The 16,724-nt window shown below is 72.5% G+C and carries 12 protein-coding genes; 3 read left to right on the top strand and 9 right to left on the bottom strand.

Annotated features, from left to right (window positions below; genetic code table 11):
- Nucleotides 1-20 precede the first annotated feature (20 nt).
- The 4 genes from AB0G35_RS14445 to AB0G35_RS14430 all read right to left on the bottom strand — a co-directional run bounded on the left by AB0G35_RS14445 (nt 21) and on the right by AB0G35_RS14430 (nt 5,820).
- Nucleotides 21-518: a hypothetical protein gene (locus AB0G35_RS14445; RefSeq protein WP_360948333.1), complete on the bottom strand. Its 498-nt coding sequence runs from the start codon at nt 516-518 to the stop codon at nt 21-23.
- Nucleotides 515-2,908 carry a nitrate reductase gene (locus AB0G35_RS14440; protein ID WP_360948331.1) on the bottom strand — a complete coding sequence of 798 codons (2,394 nt, stop codon included), beginning with the start codon at nt 2,906-2,908 and terminating at the stop codon, nt 515-517. Before AB0G35_RS14440 ends, AB0G35_RS14445 begins: the two co-directional genes overlap by 4 nt.
- Nucleotides 2,901-5,087 (bottom strand): SpoIIE family protein phosphatase, encoded by a 2,187-nt coding sequence (locus AB0G35_RS14435; protein ID WP_360948608.1) that lies wholly within the window; start codon nt 5,085-5,087, stop codon nt 2,901-2,903. Before AB0G35_RS14435 ends, AB0G35_RS14440 begins: the two co-directional genes overlap by 8 nt.
- Before the next feature lie 169 nt (nt 5,088-5,256).
- Entirely contained in the window at nt 5,257-5,820 is a 564-nt protein-coding gene (locus AB0G35_RS14430) for a hemerythrin domain-containing protein (protein WP_360948329.1), read from the bottom strand.
- Nucleotides 5,821-6,221: 401 nt separating this feature from the next.
- Here AB0G35_RS14430 and AB0G35_RS14425 point away from each other — a divergent pair, with 401 nt between their 5' ends.
- The 3 genes from AB0G35_RS14425 (at nt 6,222) to AB0G35_RS14415 (ending at nt 9,768) form a co-directional block, all read left to right on the top strand.
- Complete coding sequence (locus tag AB0G35_RS14425; RefSeq protein WP_360948606.1) at nt 6,222-6,752, top strand: hypothetical protein; 531 nt, start codon at nt 6,222-6,224, stop codon at nt 6,750-6,752.
- Between the two features lie 101 nt (nt 6,753-6,853).
- Nucleotides 6,854-7,813 carry a DUF389 domain-containing protein gene (locus AB0G35_RS14420; protein WP_360948327.1) on the top strand — a complete coding sequence of 320 codons (960 nt, stop codon included), beginning with the start codon at nt 6,854-6,856 and terminating at the stop codon, nt 7,811-7,813.
- 119 nt (nt 7,814-7,932) lie between these two features.
- Nucleotides 7,933-9,768: a glycoside hydrolase family 15 protein gene (locus AB0G35_RS14415; RefSeq protein WP_360948325.1), complete on the top strand. Its 1,836-nt coding sequence runs from the start codon at nt 7,933-7,935 to the stop codon at nt 9,766-9,768.
- 10 nt (nt 9,769-9,778) lie between these two features.
- Here the strand turns inward: AB0G35_RS14415 and AB0G35_RS14410 are convergent, their stop codons facing one another.
- The 5 genes from AB0G35_RS14410 to AB0G35_RS14390 form a co-directional block, all read right to left on the bottom strand.
- On the bottom strand, nt 9,779-11,566 hold the full coding sequence (locus AB0G35_RS14410) for a cation:proton antiporter (RefSeq protein WP_360948323.1): 1,788 nt from the start codon (nt 11,564-11,566) through the stop codon (nt 9,779-9,781).
- A gap of 27 nt (nt 11,567-11,593) precedes the next feature.
- Nucleotides 11,594-12,634: a cytochrome d ubiquinol oxidase subunit II gene (locus tag AB0G35_RS14405; RefSeq protein WP_360948321.1), complete on the bottom strand. Its 1,041-nt coding sequence runs from the start codon at nt 12,632-12,634 to the stop codon at nt 11,594-11,596.
- Nucleotides 12,631-14,082, bottom strand: a complete 1,452-nt coding sequence (locus tag AB0G35_RS14400) for a cytochrome ubiquinol oxidase subunit I (protein ID WP_360948319.1) — start codon at nt 14,080-14,082, stop codon at nt 12,631-12,633. Before AB0G35_RS14400 ends, AB0G35_RS14405 begins: the two co-directional genes overlap by 4 nt.
- Nucleotides 14,083-14,116: 34 nt before the next feature.
- Nucleotides 14,117-14,956 (bottom strand): SDR family oxidoreductase, encoded by an 840-nt coding sequence (locus AB0G35_RS14395; protein WP_360948317.1) that lies wholly within the window; start codon nt 14,954-14,956, stop codon nt 14,117-14,119.
- Between the two features lie 166 nt (nt 14,957-15,122).
- Nucleotides 15,123-16,703 carry a GMC family oxidoreductase gene (locus AB0G35_RS14390; protein ID WP_360948315.1) on the bottom strand — a complete coding sequence of 527 codons (1,581 nt, stop codon included), beginning with the start codon at nt 16,701-16,703 and terminating at the stop codon, nt 15,123-15,125.
- Nucleotides 16,704-16,724: the final 21 nt, after the last annotated feature.

Below are 16,724 nucleotides of genomic sequence, written 5' to 3'. Positions count from 1 at the left end.
GCCGTCGCCGTGCGGCCCGCTCAGTCGGTGGCCAGCAGGATCTGGGGCGCGGCTTCCTTGATGCGGGTGGTGATCCAGGCGGCCTGGGTGCGGGTCTGCTGCTGGAGCGGGGTGAGGGCGGTCAGCAGCGGCCGGTCCCGGAGGGCGCGGGCGGCCTGGCCGAGCATGATCCAGTTGATGTGGGTGGTCTCGGCCTTGACGTACAGCCGGCGCAGATCGCGCAGCAGGAGGAGGCCGGACTCGGTTCGGCGGCCGCGGAGTTCGGAGGTTTCGTGGCGTAGCGCGTCGCGGGCCGCGGTCAGCAGGTCGGAGTGGACCGGCGGGTGGAGGGCGACTCCGTGGCGCTCGCCCCAGCCGCGGATCTGCTCGGCGTGTGCGTCGCACTGGGCGGCGAGCGTGTGGCAGGGGTGGTACGTGCCGTGGTCGGCGGTGTGGCGTTCCGCCACGGCGTGGTAGGAGGCCGCCAACTCGGTTTCGGAGGCGTGGAGTTCCTTCAGCAGGAGGCCGGTCTTGCTCATGGACGCTCCTTCGGGGGCGGCGGGGTCATGGCGCTGAGGCCGGGTTCGCTGATGACGACGGGCCGGCCGCCGGCGGCCGCATCGGCGACCTTGACGATGCGGACGGCGGTGACCTTGTAGACCGGCTGTTTGGAGACCGGGTCCCATTCGGTGCGGGTGAGTTCGTTGGCGGCCCGGTTGTGGCGGTCGGGGTCGGCCTGGTCGAAGTAGCCGTAGTGGAACGGGGCGAAGACCACGCCGGGGCGGGGCCCGCCCAGGAGGGCGAGGGCCACGAGGTCGCCGCGGCGGGAGGCGACGCGCACCAGGTCGCCCTCGGCGATGCCGGCGCGTGCGGCGTCGTCGGGGTGGAGTTCGACCCACATCTCGGGGGCGGCGTCCTGGAGTTGGGGGGTACGCGCCGTCTTGGTGCGGGTGTGCCAGTGGTGGACGGTGCGGCCGGTGGTGAGCTGCAGGGGGTAGCGCTCGTCGACCGGTTCGTGCGGCGGCAGATGGTGCGCCGCCTTGAGGACGGCCCGGCCGCCGGGGTCGTGGGCGCGGTAGGTGTCGGGGTCCTTCTGGGCGCCGGTGGTCAGGTCGTGGCCGTAGTCCTCGCAGCGGTCGGCAGCGGTCGGGAAGAGGTGGTCGGTGTAGAGGCGTTCGGTGCCGTCGGGCGCCCGGTCGGTGCACGGCCACTGGATGCCGCCGCCGTGTCGCAGCTTGTCGTAGGTGAGGGCCGACTGGTCGCAGGGGCGGCCCTGGGTGAGGGCGATGAAGTCGTGCCAGGCGTCCTCGGGCCGGGTCCACGGGAGCAGCGGCCGGCCGTCCCGGTCGGTGAGGTCCATCCGGCGGGCGTAGTCCAGGAGGATGTCGAAGTCGCTGCGGGCCTCGCCGGGCGGGTCGACGGCCCGGGAGGACAGGTGCACGGTCCGGTCGGCGTTGGTGAAGCAGCCGGTCTTCTCGCCCCACATCGCGGCCGGCAGCACGACGTCGGCCAGGGCGGTGGTCTCGGTGGGGAAGGCGTCGGAGACCACGAGGAACAGCCGGTCGGAGCCGTAAATGGCGCGGATGCGGTGGAGTTCGGGGAGGGAGACGGCGGGGTTGGTGCCGGTGACCCACAGGAACCTGATCGAGCCGTTCTCGCAGTGCCGGAAGATCTCCATGGCGTGGGTGGGCGGTGACCAGTGCGGGATCTGCAGGGCGTCGACGTTCCAGGCGTCGGCGAGCCGCCGGACGTGCGCGTCGTTCTGCCAGTTGAGGTACGCCGGCAGGGTGCCGTCGGCGCCGGTCTCGCGGGTGTTCTCGGCGGTGGGCTGGCCGTTCATCTGGAAGACGGTGCAGCCGGGGCGGCCGATCATGCCGCGTACCAGGTTGATGTTGTTGACCTGGACGGCCGCGGCGGTGGCCTGGTGGGACTGGTAGACGCCCTGCAGCACGGTGGAGACCAGCCGCTGCCCGGCGCCGATGATCCGGGCGGCCGCACGGATGTCGTCGGCCGGGACGGCGCAGAGGTCCGCCGCCCTCTCCGGCGGGTACTGCGCGGTCACCTCGGCCAGTTCCTCGAAGCCGACGGTGTGCGCGTCGAGGAAGGCCCGGTCGATCCGGTCGTGGGTGATCAGCTCGTGCAGGAGGGCGTTGAGCAGGGGGACGTTGGTGCCCGGCCGGAGGGCCAGGTGGACGTCGGCCGCGCGGGCGGTGGGGGTGGAGCGCGGGTCGATCACGACCAGGCGGGGGCGGTCGGGGCCGTGCAGCCGGTCGAGCATCCGCGACCACAGCACGGTCTGGGTCTCCGCGACGTTGTGGCCGACCAGCAGCAGGGTGTCGCACACGTCGATGTCGGTGTACGAACCGGGGGCGCCGTCGCTGCCGAAGCTCTCGATCAGCGCCCATTCCGCCGTGGCGGTGCACAGCCGGGTGTTGCCGTCCAGGTGGGGGGTGCCGATGCCGGCGCGGGCGATCAGTGCCTGGGCGTAGTACTCCTCCGCGAACAGCTGGCCGCTGGTGTAGAACGCCATGGCCAGCGGCCCGTGCTCGGCGAGCACCCTCTTCGAACGGTCGGTCACCGCACGCATCGCGGTCTCCCAGTCCGCGGGCCGGAGGGCGCCGCCGGACCGTACCAGCGGCCGGGTGAGCCGGTCGTCGGAGTGGTTGGCCTGCCAGCCGTAGAGGCCCTTCGGTCCCAGCCGGCCGTGGTTGACCCGGTCGTCCTCCCGGCCGCAGACGCCGACCATGCGCCCGTGGGCGACCGCGATGTCCAGGCCGCAGCCGTTCGAGCACAGCACGCAGGCGGACGGCACCCAGCGCTCGACCTCGTCGTCCGGCACGGTCAGGTACCGGTCCGGGCGGCGCGGCCACCGGTCGCCGGCGCCGAACGGCGTGCGTGGTCCCCATACGTCGGTGATCCGGTCAGCCATCGGAGCGGTCCCTTCCAGGTGTGTCACGTCCGGTGCCGGCGGCCGTACCGCCGTCGTCGGCCCGGGCGGCGATGAGGAGGAGCGCGACGTCGTCGTGGAGCGGTGAGGGGAGGCCGGCGCGGCGGAGGAGCTCGTCGGCGAGGGTCTCCATGGGCGGGGGCCCGGAGCGGGCGAGGTGGCCGGCGAGGTCGGCGATCTCCTCCTCGATGTCGCCGCCGGGCGCTTCGACGAGTCCGTCCGTGTACAGGGCGAGCACGCTGCCGGGACGCAGGGTGATCTCGGTCGTCGGGTAGTCGGTGTCGGGGTCGATGCCGAGCAGCAGACCGGGCGGCAGGGTGAGGATCTCGGTGTGTCCGTCCGGGTGGCGCAGCAGCGGGGGCGGATGGCCGGCGCTGGCCATCCGGGCGCGGTGCTCGGCGAGGTCGAGGTGGACGTAGAGGCAGCTGGTCAGCAGTCCGGCGTCCAGGTCGGTGAGCAGACGGTTGGTGCGGGCGAGGACCTCGCCGGGGGGTGCGCCGGCGGTGGCGTGGACGGCGGTGCGGACCTGGCCCATCAGGGCGGCGGCGTTGACGTTGTGGCCCTGGACGTCGCCGATGGCCGCGGCGGCGGCGCGGTCCCCGAGGCGGATGAGGTCGTAGAAGTCGCCGCCGATGTCGGTGACGCGGCCGGCCGGGAGGTAGCGGGCGGCCACGTCCAGTCCGGGGATCCGGGGCAGGGCGGTGGGCAGCAGTCCGGCCTGCAGGCTGCGGGCGAGCCGGTGTTTGGTGTCGTAGAGCAGGGCGCGGTCCAGGGCCTGGGCGACGAGCCCGGCGAGGGAGGTCAGCATGGCGCGCTCCTGCGGGCCCCAGGGGAAGGGCCGGTCGTAGGCGAGGACCAGTGAGCCGACGGGTGCGCCGGAGGCGATCAGGGGCAGGAAGGCCCAGGCGGCCGTGTCGTCGTGCAGGACGGCATCGGGGTAGGCCCGTCTGAGGTCCTCGAACGTGCCGAAGAAACTGGGGACGCCGCTGGACAGGACGCGGACGACCGGGGTGTCGGCGGTCAGCGGCAGGCCCTCGAAGCGGTCCAGGACCTCGTCGGTGAATCCGCGGTGGCCGACGATCCGCAGCCGTCCCTCCACGGCGGTCGTCAGGGCGAGGGCCTGGATGCCGAAGGCCGGCATGATCTGGTTGGCGACCCGTTCCGTCACGTCCTGCACGCCGACCGCTTCGGTCAGCGCGGCGGCCAGGTGCAGCAGGTGGTAGAGGACGTCCGCCCGGCCGGCTGCGGCGGGGGCGGCCGGCCGGCTGTGCCGGGAGCCGGCCGCGGGGAGGTCCGGTGCGGTGCTCCGGTCGGCGGGCCGGTCCGTCAGCCGGTCGGTGGCTGCCGGGGTGATCAGGACGCTGAGGCCGCCGGCGTCGGGGTGGAGGTGGAAGGACAGCCACCGGTCCGGCGGGCGCAGCGCGGTGAAGGACTCCGGCTGCCGGCTGATCACCGCGGCGCGGTAGTGGTCCTCGAAGACCGGGTCGTGCAGCCAGGGCAGCGCCTCCCACGGCAGCGCGCCGCGCAGCTCGGCGACGGTGGCGCCGACGAGCTCCGCGGCGGTGGCGGTGATGAAGGTGATCCGGCCGTCGAGGTCCAGCGCGCAGCAGCCCTCGGGCAGCCGCTCGGCGAAGTCGAAGGCGGCCAGCGCCTCGGCCGTACCGGGCGCGCGGGTCCGCAGTGCCGGGATGATCCGTGGTTCGGGCCCCGGGAGGACCGGGTGGCCGGTGTCGGCGGCGTGCTGCAGCAGCAGTCCCAGGTGGTGGCAGCAGGCGCGGAGGCCGTCGTGCTCGCGCGGGGAGAGTTCCGGCGGGTGCGAGCCGGGCCAGAGCAGGGCCAGGCCGCCCCATTCGGCCCCGTCGGCGGTGATCGGCGCGGCGGCCACCGCGAAGGCGTACGGCAGAGCGAGGGCGGCCCGGGGGTACCGGCGGGCCATGTCCTCGTGTCCGGCGACCCACACCAGGCGCCGCTCGCGGACCGCGTCCGACACCGGTACCGGTCCGGCCAGCCGCATCCGTTCCCAGGGGGCGACGATCCGCTGGGAGATGCCCGTCATGACGGTCAGGTGCAGCCGGCTGTCGCCCGGCGGCAGCAGGAACACCAGGCCGGCGGAGGCCTCCGCTTCCTGGACGGCCTGGACCAAGGGGGCGTCCAGCAGCATGTCGGAGCCCCCGGCGGCGGCGGACCCGAAGACCTCCGTCACCGCGTCAGCCTCCCCGGCCGGTTGCCGCATCTGCCGCACCGCGCATTCACCATATCGGGACGATACGCCCGTAATCGGGCGTGCGTCTGCGCCCGGCCGGGCGCCCTGCCGCCGCCCGGCAGCGCCGCTACATCGTCTTCCCACGGCCGGTGACGAAGTCCCGGGCCCGGTCCACCAGTCCGGCCCCCGGCGCCAGCAGCTTGTTCGCCGGCGGGGTGTCGGGCGCGGAAGGGTGCGGGCGGGTGGGGGCCATCTTCTTCGCGGTACGGATCTTGTCGCCGAGGGTGTCCAGCGCGTCGGCGGAGCAGGCCGCGCGCAACTGGGGGAAGAGATCGGCCTCCTCGTCCTGGACGTGGCTGGTGACCGAGTCCTTCAGGCTCATGAAGAGCTGGTCCAGCTGCGGGTCGTCCGCGGAACAGCCTTCGAGCTTCTTGAGGATCTTCTCGACCTCGGCGTGGTCCTTGAGTTCCTTGTCGGCCATCGGGCCGCCGTCGGTCACGTGCTCGCGGACCGCCGGGTACAGGTACTGCTCCTCGGCGACGGAGTGCCGTACGAGCTCGATGGTCACCTGGCCGATGAGGTTCTTGCGGTCCTTGTGGCCGCTGGGCATGGCCTCGATCCGCCGGAAGAGGTCCTCGACCTCGCGGTGGTCGGTGGTCAGTTCGTCGATGATGTTGCCGCCGTGTGCCATGAGTGCCTCCTGAAACGGCGGGCCGCGCTGCCCGCGCACCGTGCGGCGGGCGTCATCACGGGTTCCCGGGCACGTCACTCCCTAACGGCGAGACGGATGTCCAGGCCCTGGTTGGCGCCGCGTTGTCACCCGGAGGCGCGGACGGGACGGCGGAGGGCGGGGGCCGCGGGGACCCGGAGGGCGAGCCGGCGGGGGGCTCGTCCGGGGCCCCGGAAGGCACTTCGCGGCTTTCGCGTGAGCTGCGTCATTTCGCCCGATAGGCCGGGCGCCTAGGCTTCCGGAGGCCCGATTTCCCGGGCCGGCTACGCCCCCGTTCCGCCCGGGACGCCAGGGACGCCCCCCCACGAAGACGCCACAGACGCCCGTGACCACGAAGACGTCACAGAAGGGACCTCGTGCCGTTGTCCGCCGATATCTCGCCGGTCATAGCCTCCACCGCGCAGTGGCTGCTGCGCTCCTACCCCGTCACCGGCGGCGCCCTCGACACGGCCCTCGCACAGGCCCAGGCCCGGCAGGCCGCCACCGTCGCCGCCTGGCTGCGCTACCCCACGGCGGCGGACGCCGCACTGGTCGCGCTGGTCGGCCCCGGCGGCTCCGCCCGGCTGGACTGGCTCACCGGTGCCGACGCGTCCGGGCCGGACGCCCCCGAGGAGGCCTGGCGGAGCTGGGTCGACGAGGTCGTGGCCAGCTGGGCCGCCTGCCTGCTCACCACGCCCGGGCTCGCCGAGGACGCGGTGGCCGCGCTCGCGGACGGTGAGCACGTCACGGGGATCTCCCCCGACTTCCGCCGGCTGACCCACCCCGACGAACGCGACCGACGGGCGGCGGCCCTGCTGCGCCACCCCGACCTCCTGGCCCCGGTCGCCGATCTGCACCGCGACGCGCTCGTACGGCAGCTGCACGGCGACCGGCTCGACGCGGACTGCGCCTAGGGCCGCCCGGCCCGAGCGGCGGGAAGTGCCCGTGCGGCGCGGGACGGCCCGGCGGGTGATAGTGGACGTGTGCCGGTGTCCGACTGCTGCCGGAGGCCCGGATGGACCTGATCCACTTGCGCATGGTCATGCCGCCCGCACTCACCCAGCCGGCCGTCGGCCTGCTCAGCTCGGACGACCGCGTCCTCAACCTCATGGTCGTGCGCTCGGCCCACCTCCCGGAGGGCGACGCCCTCGAATGCGACGTGATGAAGGGCGCCGCGAACGGCGTGCTGGGCGACCTTCGCAAACTGGGCGTGGACCGTACCGGGTCGATCGCCGTCGACGGCGTCGAGATGATGTTCTCGCACCGCGCCGAGCAGGTCGAGGCGGACCAGCCGAGCGCACTGGTCCACGCACCGCTGTGGGCCACGGTCGAGGCGCACATCAGGTCGGAGGGCACCTATCTGCCGTCCTTCTACCTGTTCCTGGTCATCGCCGGCCTGATCAGCTCGGTCGGCATCATGACGAACTCGCAGATCCTCATCGTGGCGGCCATGGTCGTGGGGCCCGAGTACAACGCGATCACCAGCATCGCCCTCGGCCTCGACCGCGGTAACCGGCGCCGGGTCCGGGACGGGGCCCGCGCCCTGGCCGTGGGTTTCACGCTGGCCATCGTGGTCACGCTGGGCTTCGCCGCGCTGGCGCGGGCCGCGCATCTGCAGTCCGAGGCCTTCGACCTGGGCCTGCGGCCGGTCTCCCACCTCATCGACACACCGGACTTCTTCTCGGTCGTCGTCGCCTTCCTCGCCGGCGTGGTCGGCATCGTCTCGCTGACCGAGGCGCGCGGCAGCGCCCTGCTGGGCGTCTTCATCTCCGTGACCACGATCCCCGCCGCCTCGGACGTCGCCGTCTCGCTGGCCTTCGCCGACTGGCACGAGGCCTGGGGCTCGCTGGTCCAGCTCCTGCTCAACGTCGTCGTGCTCGTCCTGGTCGGCGTGCTCACCCTCCGCCTGCAGCGACGCCTGTGGCGCCGCGCGGGCCGACGGGCCACGGCGCAGCCCGGCAGCAGGGGTCCGTGACCTCGGCGGCCGGCCCGTCCCCGGCGCGGCCCGGGCTCGGCGCGCCAGGGCCCGGGCCCCCGCTTACGCTGGGCGGGGGGCGGCATCCGGGTGGACCGCACGCCGAAAGGGGCGCCCCGATGGACGACTACCCACTGATCGAGAACCACGGCCTGCTGGGTGATCTGCAGACCTCGGCCCTGGTGACCACGGACGGGACGGTCGACTGGCTCTGCTTCCCGCGGTTCGACTCCCCCAGTGTTTTCGGGGCACTGCTGGACAAGGACAAGGGCGGGCACTGCACGGTCCGGCCGCTGCACGCGACGCAAGCGACCAAGCAGCTGTACCAGCCCGACACGGCGGTCCTGGTCACCCGGTTCATGACCGAGGCAGGCGCCGGTGAGGTGGTCGACTTCATGCCCGTGACCGGGACGACGGTCACCGCCGGTCACCGGCTGGTGCGGATGGTCCGCTGTGTGCGCGGCAGCATGTCGTTCGAGGTCGAGATCGCCCCGCGCTTCAACTACGGGCGCACCGGCCACCAGGTGCACGTCACCGAGCACGGTGCCGTGTTCGCCGCGGACGACGGCACCGAACTCACCCTGCATCCCATCCGTGAACCCGAGGACGAGCGGCTGGTGGACCCCCGGCCGGACGGGGACGACCTGCGCTTCACGCTGACCCTGCGGGCGGGCCAGCAGCGCGGCGTGGTGCTGGCGTGGGCCGCCGACGGGCCGCCCAGGGAGATCCGGCTCGCCGAATACCAGCGGCTCTTCGACGACACCGTGGCGTTCTGGCGCTCCTGGCTGGGCCAGTCGCGCTACGCGGGACGCTGGCGGGAGGCGGTGGAGCGCTCCGCGGTGACGCTGAAGCTCATGACGTACGCGCCCAGCGGCGCCCTGGTGGCCGCCCCGACGGCGGCGCTCCCCGAGCAGCTGGGCGGCGAGCGCAACTGGGACTACCGGTTCACCTGGATCCGGGACGCCTCCTTCTCGGTGTACGCCCTGCTGGGGCTGGGCTTCACCGAAGAGGCCAAGGCGTTCATCGGGTGGCTGGGCGACCGGGTCGACGAACGGGCCGGCACCGACGAGAACGCCGACCCCCTCAACATCATGTACAAGGTCGACGGCTCCTCCGGCCTGGACGAGCAGATCCTCGACCACTGGGAGGGCTATGCGGGTTCCGCGCCGGTCCGGATCGGCAACGGCGCCGCCACACAGCTCCAGCTGGACATCTACGGCGAGGCCCTGGACAGCATCTACTTCGCGCACCGGCACGGTATCCAGCTGGGGCACCGGGGCTGGAACGCGCTGCTGACCAACCTGGCCTGGCTGGCCGACCACTGGGACCAGGCGGGCGAGGGCCTGTGGGAGACCCGCGGCGGCCGCAAGAACTTCACGTACGGCCGGGTGATGTCGTGGGTGGCGTTCGACCGCGCGCTGCGGCTCGCCGAGTCCAACGGCCGTCCGGCCGCGGCCGACCGCTGGCAGCGCGCCCGGGACGAGATCTACGAGCAGGTCATGACGAAGGGCTGGAGCGAGGGCCGGCAGGCGTTCGTGCAGCACTACGGCAGTGACGTCCTGGACGCGTCGCTGCTGCGGATGTCGACGGTCGGGTTCGTCACGCCCGACGACCCCATGTGGCGTTCCAGCCTGGACGCGATGGAGCGGGAGCTGGTCAGCGACAGCCTGGTCTACCGCTACGACCCCGGGGCCTCGCCGGACGGTCTGCGCGGCTCCGAGGGGACCTTCTCGCTGTGCACGTTCACGTACGTCGACGCCCTGGCCCGCGCGGGACGCACCGACAAGGCGCGGCTGGTGTTCGAGAAGATGCTGGGGTACGCCAACCACCTGGGCCTGTACTCCGAGGAAATCGACCTGACGGGACGTCAACTGGGGAATTTCCCCCAGGCGTTCACCCACCTCGCGCTCATCGACGCGGCCCTCACGCTGAACGCGGCGCTCGACCGGGGGTAGCGGACCGGGATCACCCGGCCGGATCCGGATCCGTAGCCGCCGCGGGCGCGGGTCCGAGGAGGATCAGCGTGTCGCCTTCCTCCGCGGTGACCGGCAGGGCCGCGGTGGCCGGTTCCAGCCGGCCGTCGCGCCGGACGACGAACAGGGTGTCGTACCCCGGCGGGGGCGGGACCGACCCGGGCTGTACGTGGAAGCGGGCGCCCTGTCCGTGCCGGGCCGCCAGGGCGTGGCGGAGCAGGCCGGCGCCGAAGAGGGTGTCACCGGCCGTGTAGGGGGCGACGACGCCGCGGCCGTCCGGCGGCGGGCCGACGCGGTGCACGGGCCCGTCGACGCTGTCCCGCATGACGATCGCGGCGAGGGCGTTGAAGTCGTCGTCCTCGGTCAGCAGGAAGACCGCGGTGACCCCCTCCAGCCGCGCCCGCGGATCGGTGGCCGCGGCCATCAACTCCCCGGCGGCCAGCTCGATTCCGGCTTCCGCGATGCGGTCCCTCTGGGGTGCGGGGCCGGCCCACATCAGCACGTCGAGTCCGGCGGTGCGCAGCGACCGGGCCAGATCGATCACCCAGGGATCGCCGCCCACCAGCAGCGGACGGGCCCGGGCGGGACGGGCGACGCCCAGCCCGGCGGCCACCGGCTTCGCCGTCAGCGCGTAGACCACGACCGTTCCCACGATCACCAGGAAGGTGACGGGCAGGATCTTGTCGGCGCCGCGCAGTCCCGCGGCGGTGAGCGAGGCGGAGAACGTCGTGGCGGTGGACGCCGCGACGATGCCGCGCGGCGCCATCCAGCCGAGGAAGGCGCGTTCCGGGGTGGTGAGTTCGGTCCTCACCGTGGACAGCACGGTGGCCAGGGGCCTGACCAGCAGGACGAGCACGGCGACCAGCGCGAGGGTGGGCAGCAGCACGGGGACCACGGACCTCGGCGTCACGGTCGCCGAGATGGAGACGAACAGCAGGCCGATGATGAGCTGGACCAGCGTCTCGAAGAACGGGCGGCGGGCGGGCATGTCGAAGCCGGGGAGGTTCGCGACGATCAGCCCGGTGACGATCGCCGCGATCAGCCCGGTGTCGTCGTAGACCGTGTCGCAGGCCGCGGCCACCACGACGACGGTGGCCAGTTGGGCGAGCGTGCCGAGGGTCTCGCCGAGTTCGAGCCACCGCAGGGTGAACCACAGCAGGGCGGCACCGACCACCCCGCCCGCGAGCCCCAGGGCGAGACCGGCGAGGAAGTCGGCGGCCCGGAAGCCGTGGCCGGTCCGGAAGCCGCCGGAGACGACGGAGTGGAAGACGACGGCGCCGAGGATGCCGCCGACCGGGTCCACCAGGGACCCTTCCCACAGCAGGACCCGCCGCACCTTGTCCGACGGCCGGACGTGTTCGAGCAGCGGAGCGACGACGGTCGGCCCGGACACCACGAGGATCACGCCGAGCATGCAGGCGGCGGCGAACGGCACGCCGTACAGGGCCGGCCCCAGGGCCATGACGGTCCCCGCGGTGAGCAGCACGCCCAGCACGATGAGGCGCACGACGACGCTCCGGGTGGCGCCCTTGAGGTGGCGCAGGTCCAGTCCCAGGCCGGCGTCGTAGAGGATCAGCGCCACCGACAGCGACACCAGCGGTGCGAAGGCCGGCCCCAGGAGCTTGTCGGGACGGACCACGTCGGTGACCGCTCCGGCGGCGAAGCCGGCCGGCAGCAGCACGATCAGGGAGGGGATCCGCAGCCGGCTCGCGAGGATCTGGGAGCCGACCGCGAGGGCCACGGTCAGGCCGACGCCCAGCAGGACGTCGTTCGCGGTCACCGGTCCGTCGTCCTTCGGCGGACGAGGTCAGCCCTCGTCACCGGCACCGGTGCGCCGCAGGTCGGCATCGGTGAGACCCTCCAGCTCACCGTGGGTGTCGAGCCAGTAGAGCAGGGCGACCGCGGGGACGATCAGCACGACGGCGACCAGGGTGACCAGCCCGAGCCAGCGGAGCGTGGTGTGCGCGCCCGCGCCCTCCGCGACGGTCAGTGTGGTCGGGATGAGGTACGGGCGCTGTGCCATGCCCCAGCCGAGGACGGCGGACGCGACCACTGCTACGGCCGTGACCCGGGTCCAGGCCCCGGAGGGGCGGATCAGCAGCCAGGCGGTGGCGAGCGTGGCCAGTGCCGACAGGACGACGAAGAAGAGTCCCACGCCGTGGGTGAGCCCGTGCCAGACGTGGGGCGCGTCCCCGTGGGTGACGAACAGGGTGATCACGGCGAGTACGGCGACGACGGCCAGGGCGGTCAGCGCCCGCCGCCGGAAGTAGCCGTCGAGGTCCGGCGCGGCGAAGCGGCGGGCGTCCGCCGCCAGGAAGACCGCGCCGAGCAGGGCCGTGGTCGCGATGGCGAGCAGACCGAAGAGGACCGAGGTGGGGTTGGCCCAGGCGTCCGTGGATGCCGTGGTCGCCGCGGTCACGCGTCCCGAGGCCACTCCGCCGACCGCGGCCCCGAGGAAGAACGGGGTCAGCAGCGAGGAGACGGCGAACATCGCGCCGTACAGGCGCCGGCCGGCCAGCCGTCCGGTGGGCTTGCGCAGGGCGAAGCCGGCGCCGCGCAGGACGATGCCGACGGCGGCCAGCGCCAGCGGCAGCCACATGGCCGTGAACGCCCGCTGGAAGAAGACCGGGAAGCCGGTCCACATGATGACCAGCACGAAGATCAGCCAGACGTTGTTGACCTCCCATACGGGCGCCATGGCGTGGTCGATCAGCCGGCGGGGGCGCTTGCCGCGTTCCGCGCCGCCCGCGACCAGGTCCCAGAACCCGGCCCCGTAGTCGGTGCCGCCGGCGCAGGCGTAGGCGGCGACCGCGAGCAGCAGCACGACGGCGATGACCCCGGCGATCACGGCCGGCTCCCCGCCGAGCGCGGCCCGTACGGCGTGTCCGTCTCCGGCGTCTCCGCATCCGTCCCCGGTCCTTCCGCCGGCGGTGGTCTCTCACCCGTGGCGTCGGCGAGCCGCCAGCGGGCGCGCATCTTCAGGAGCACCGCGAGGAACGAGCCGAAGACCACCACGTACACCGCGACGACCAGGCCGAACATGATCCACAGACTGGTGGAGCGGGTCGCCGTCACCGCTTCCGCGACCCGCATGTTCTGGTAGACGATCCACGGCTGGCGGCCCACCTCGGTGGTGATCCAGCCGCATTCGACGGCGACGACGGAGGCGACGCCGGCCACGGCGGCGCACCGGTAGAACCACGGTGAGGCCGGCAGCCCGCGGCGGCGCAGCCAGATCAGCGCGTACCAGAGGGCGAGCAGCACGAGCAGGGAGCCGATGCCGACCATGATGTCGAAGGTCCAGTGGGCGATGGTGGCCTGAGTGGCCGTCGGCCGGTCGGCGGCGGGGACCGAGGTCAGCCCGGTGACCTTGGTGTCCGGGCGGAAGCCGGCGAGGATGGAGTCGAGCTGGGGGATCTTGATGCCGCCGGAGATGGTCCCGTCCGGGTGCATCCGGCCGAAGAGGTATTCCGGCACGTGGGTGTCGGTCTTCCAGACGATCTCCATCGCGGCGAACTTCACCGGCTGCTTGTGGAAGACCTGCCGGGCGATGGAGTCGCCCAGCACGAACTGCACCGGGGTGAACACCGCGGCGAGCGTGAAGGGGATCGTGAAGCCGAGCCGGTGGTAGCGGTCGCGGCGGCCGCGCAGCCAGCCGACGGCGTAGACACCGGCGACGACGTAGCCCGCGGTCACGAGCATGGCCACCACGAAATGCCAGTACTGCGGGCCGAACATGGGCGTGAAGACCGCCTTCCAGATCTTCACGTCGACGGGGTTGCCTGCGGAGTCGAGGCGGAAGCCCCGGGGCGTGTTCATCCAGGAGTTGGCGGCCAGGATCCCGAAGGCGCCGAGCAGGGCGGCGAACGGCAGCGGCAGCCCGAGCAGGAAGTGGGTCCGGGCGGGCAGTCTGCGCCAGCCGTAGAGATAGATGGCGATCAGGACGGCTTCCAGGAAGAAGGCCCAGGCCTCGACGCCGAAACCGATCCCGAAGACATCGCCCCACCGGCCCATCATGCCCGGCCACAGCAGCCCGAACTCGAAGGACAGCACGGTGCCGGTGACCACGCCGATCGCGAACTGCACCGCCATGACGGCCGACCAGCGCCGGGCCAGCAGCAGGGCGGTCGGGTCGTTCCGGCGCAGTCCGTAGCCGTGCATGAGGAGCGTGATCAGCGGCAGCGCGACGCCCAGGGGCACCAGGATGATGTGCGAGGCGAGGGTGAAGGCCATCAGCGATCTGGCCGGGAGCGTCTGTGCCGGTGCGTCCGCCAGCAGCGTGAGCGTGGTGTGCATGGAGTCTCCTCGGGACCGACGTGCGCGAGATCGGTCAGCCGCCGGTGGCGAAACCGGGGAAGAGGGTCATCCCGCCGTCCACGTAGAGGGTGGCGCCCACGACGTAGTCCAGGAGGTCGGAGGCGAGGGCGACGGCCGCGTAGGCGATGTCCTCCGGGGCGCCGACCCGGTCGTAAGGGATCAGCCGCAGGAGGTCCTTCTCGGCCTCCGGGGTGTCCCAGGCGTCGCGGTTGATGGGGGTCTTGATGGCTCCGGGGGCGATCGCGTTGACGCGGATCTTCTGCGGGGCGAGCTCCTGCGCCAGCGTCTCCATCATCATCTGCACCCCGCCCTTGGACGAGGCGTAGTTGACGTGCCCGGCCCACGGGATGATCTGGTGCACCGAGCTCATGCAGATGATCTTGCCGGCCGCACGCGACACCTCCGGGACGACGCCGCGCCGCAGGAACTCCTTGGTCGCCTCGCGGGCGCACAGGAACTGGCCGGTGAGGTTGACGTCGATGACCTTCTGCCACTGGGCGAGGGTCATGTCGGTGAACGACGCGTCACGCTGCAGTCCGGCGTTGGCCACCAGGATGTCGATCGTGCCGAACTCCTTGACCATCCGGTCCGTCATGGCGACGACCTGGCCTTCGTCGGACACGTCCGCCTCGTAGGCCGCGGCCCGCACCCCGAAGGAGGCGATCTCCTCGACCACCTTCTCGGCTGCCTCGCGGCCGGCCACGTAGTTGACGACCACATCGGCGCCGGCCCGGCCCAGGGCCACCGCCGTGGCCCGCCCGATTCCCGAATTCGCGCCGGTGACCAGCGCCTTCTGGCCCTTCAAGAGATGCGCGGGGACCACGTCCTGGGGCGCGCCCTCCGGGGAACTCACGATGACTCTCTCCTCCACTGCGTGACCCGGAATCAGCCGGGCCGCGGCCCGGAGGTGCAGGCGTCACACAATCACCGTGGCGGGACGACGGCGCGCCGGAGCGGTCCGCATTGCGCTGCCCGGCTGACGATCTTCGCCCGGTCGGAGGCGTGTCGTCGCGGGCCGGTCAGCCGAGCCGTGCCAGGAGGTGGTCGCCCACCCGCAGGGCGTTCGCGATGGCCGTCAGGGACGGATTGACCGCGCCGATGCTCGGGAAGAAGCTCGTGTCGACGACGTAGAGGTTGTCCAGGTCGTGGGCCTTGCAGTTGAGGTCCAGGGCCGAGGACGCCGGGTCCGCACCGAACCGCACGGTACCCGCCTGGTGGGCGGTGGCCCCGATGGGCATGCCCTTGTGCAGGTAGATGCTGTGGGACAGCAGGTGGTGCTCGTGCATGCCCAGATGGCCGAGCATGTGCTGGAGCTTGCGCCGCAGCCGGGTCAGGCCGGCGATGTTGTTGCTCTCGTCGAGGGCGAGGTGGATGCGGCCGTCGGCGTCCAGCGTGACCCGGTTGTCCGGCTGCGGCAGGTCCTCCCCGCACAGCCAGAAGTCGACGGCGTGGTGGGCCAGGACCTCGAAGGGCATGTCCGGCGTCACCGCGCCGGCCCAGCGCGGGGCCTCGCCGTGGATCTGCTCGGCGTCCGATTTGCCGAGCATCTGGATGCCGCCGAGCGGGTAGTCCCAGTCGTCCGCGCCCAGGTACCAGTCGTGCAGGGCGAGGGTCTTCTGGAACTGGGTGTCGTTGGGCTCCTTCGAAATCGCCATCAGCGCGAGGTTGTTGTGCCGCATGTAGTGCCGGCCGACCACGTCCGAGCTGTTGGCCAGCCCGCGGGGGTGGTGGTCGTTGGCCGAAGCGAGCAGCAGGGCGGCGGAGTTGACCGCCCCGCAGGCCACGACCACGATGTCGGCCGAGAACCGGGCCTGCTCCTGGTCGGGGAGCTCGGCGACGACCGCGGTGACGCTGGACCCGGTCGGATCGGTCTCCAGTCTCGTCACCCGGGCGTGGGTGACCATCTCGACGCGGGGGTGCTGCAGTGCCGGTTCGACGCAGATGACCTGGGCGTCGGACTTGCCGCGGACCAGGCACGGGAAGCCGTCCACCCGGTTGCAGCGGATACAGGCGCTGGAGGGGACCGCCCGCCCGTTCGCGTCCTGGGTGAGGTCGACGCCGATGGGCAGGTGGAAGGGATGCAGTCCGCGCTTCTCCAGGTCGTCGCTCAACTGCTGGATGCGCGGCTCGTGTTGGACCGGCGGATAGGCGTACGGCTCGCTGTACGGCCCTTCCCAGGGGTCCTCGCCGTGCCGGCCGTGCACCAGGTAGAGGTGTTCCGCCTGGGTGTAGTACGGCTCCAGGTCCTCGTAACGCAGCGGCCAGGCGGGCGAGATGCCGTCGTGGTGGCGCAGCTCGCCGAAGTCCTCGGGCCGCAGCCGGAACAGCGCCGCGCCGTAGAACTTGGTGTTGCCGCCCACGTAGTAGTTGACCTCGGGTGGGAACTCGTTGCCGTGCCGGTCGAGCCAGAACTCCGGTGCCCGGTACTTGGCCTTGACGAACACGGCGGTGGATTCCCAGTTGTCGCGTTCGCGCGGCAGGTAGCCACCGCGTTCGAGGAGGAGCACCCGCTTGCCGGAGGGGGCAAGCCGGTGGGCGAGCGTGCCGCCGCCGGCGCCGGTGCCGATGATGATGACGTCGTAATGGGAGGAGCCGCCCACGGCGACCACCGTCCTTGCCGT

This window comes from Streptomyces sp. NPDC021749, assembly GCF_040640655.1.
Taxonomy (GTDB): Bacteria; Actinomycetota; Actinomycetes; order Streptomycetales; family Streptomycetaceae; genus Streptomyces.
This window is presented reverse-complemented; position numbering and strand designations above follow the sequence as displayed.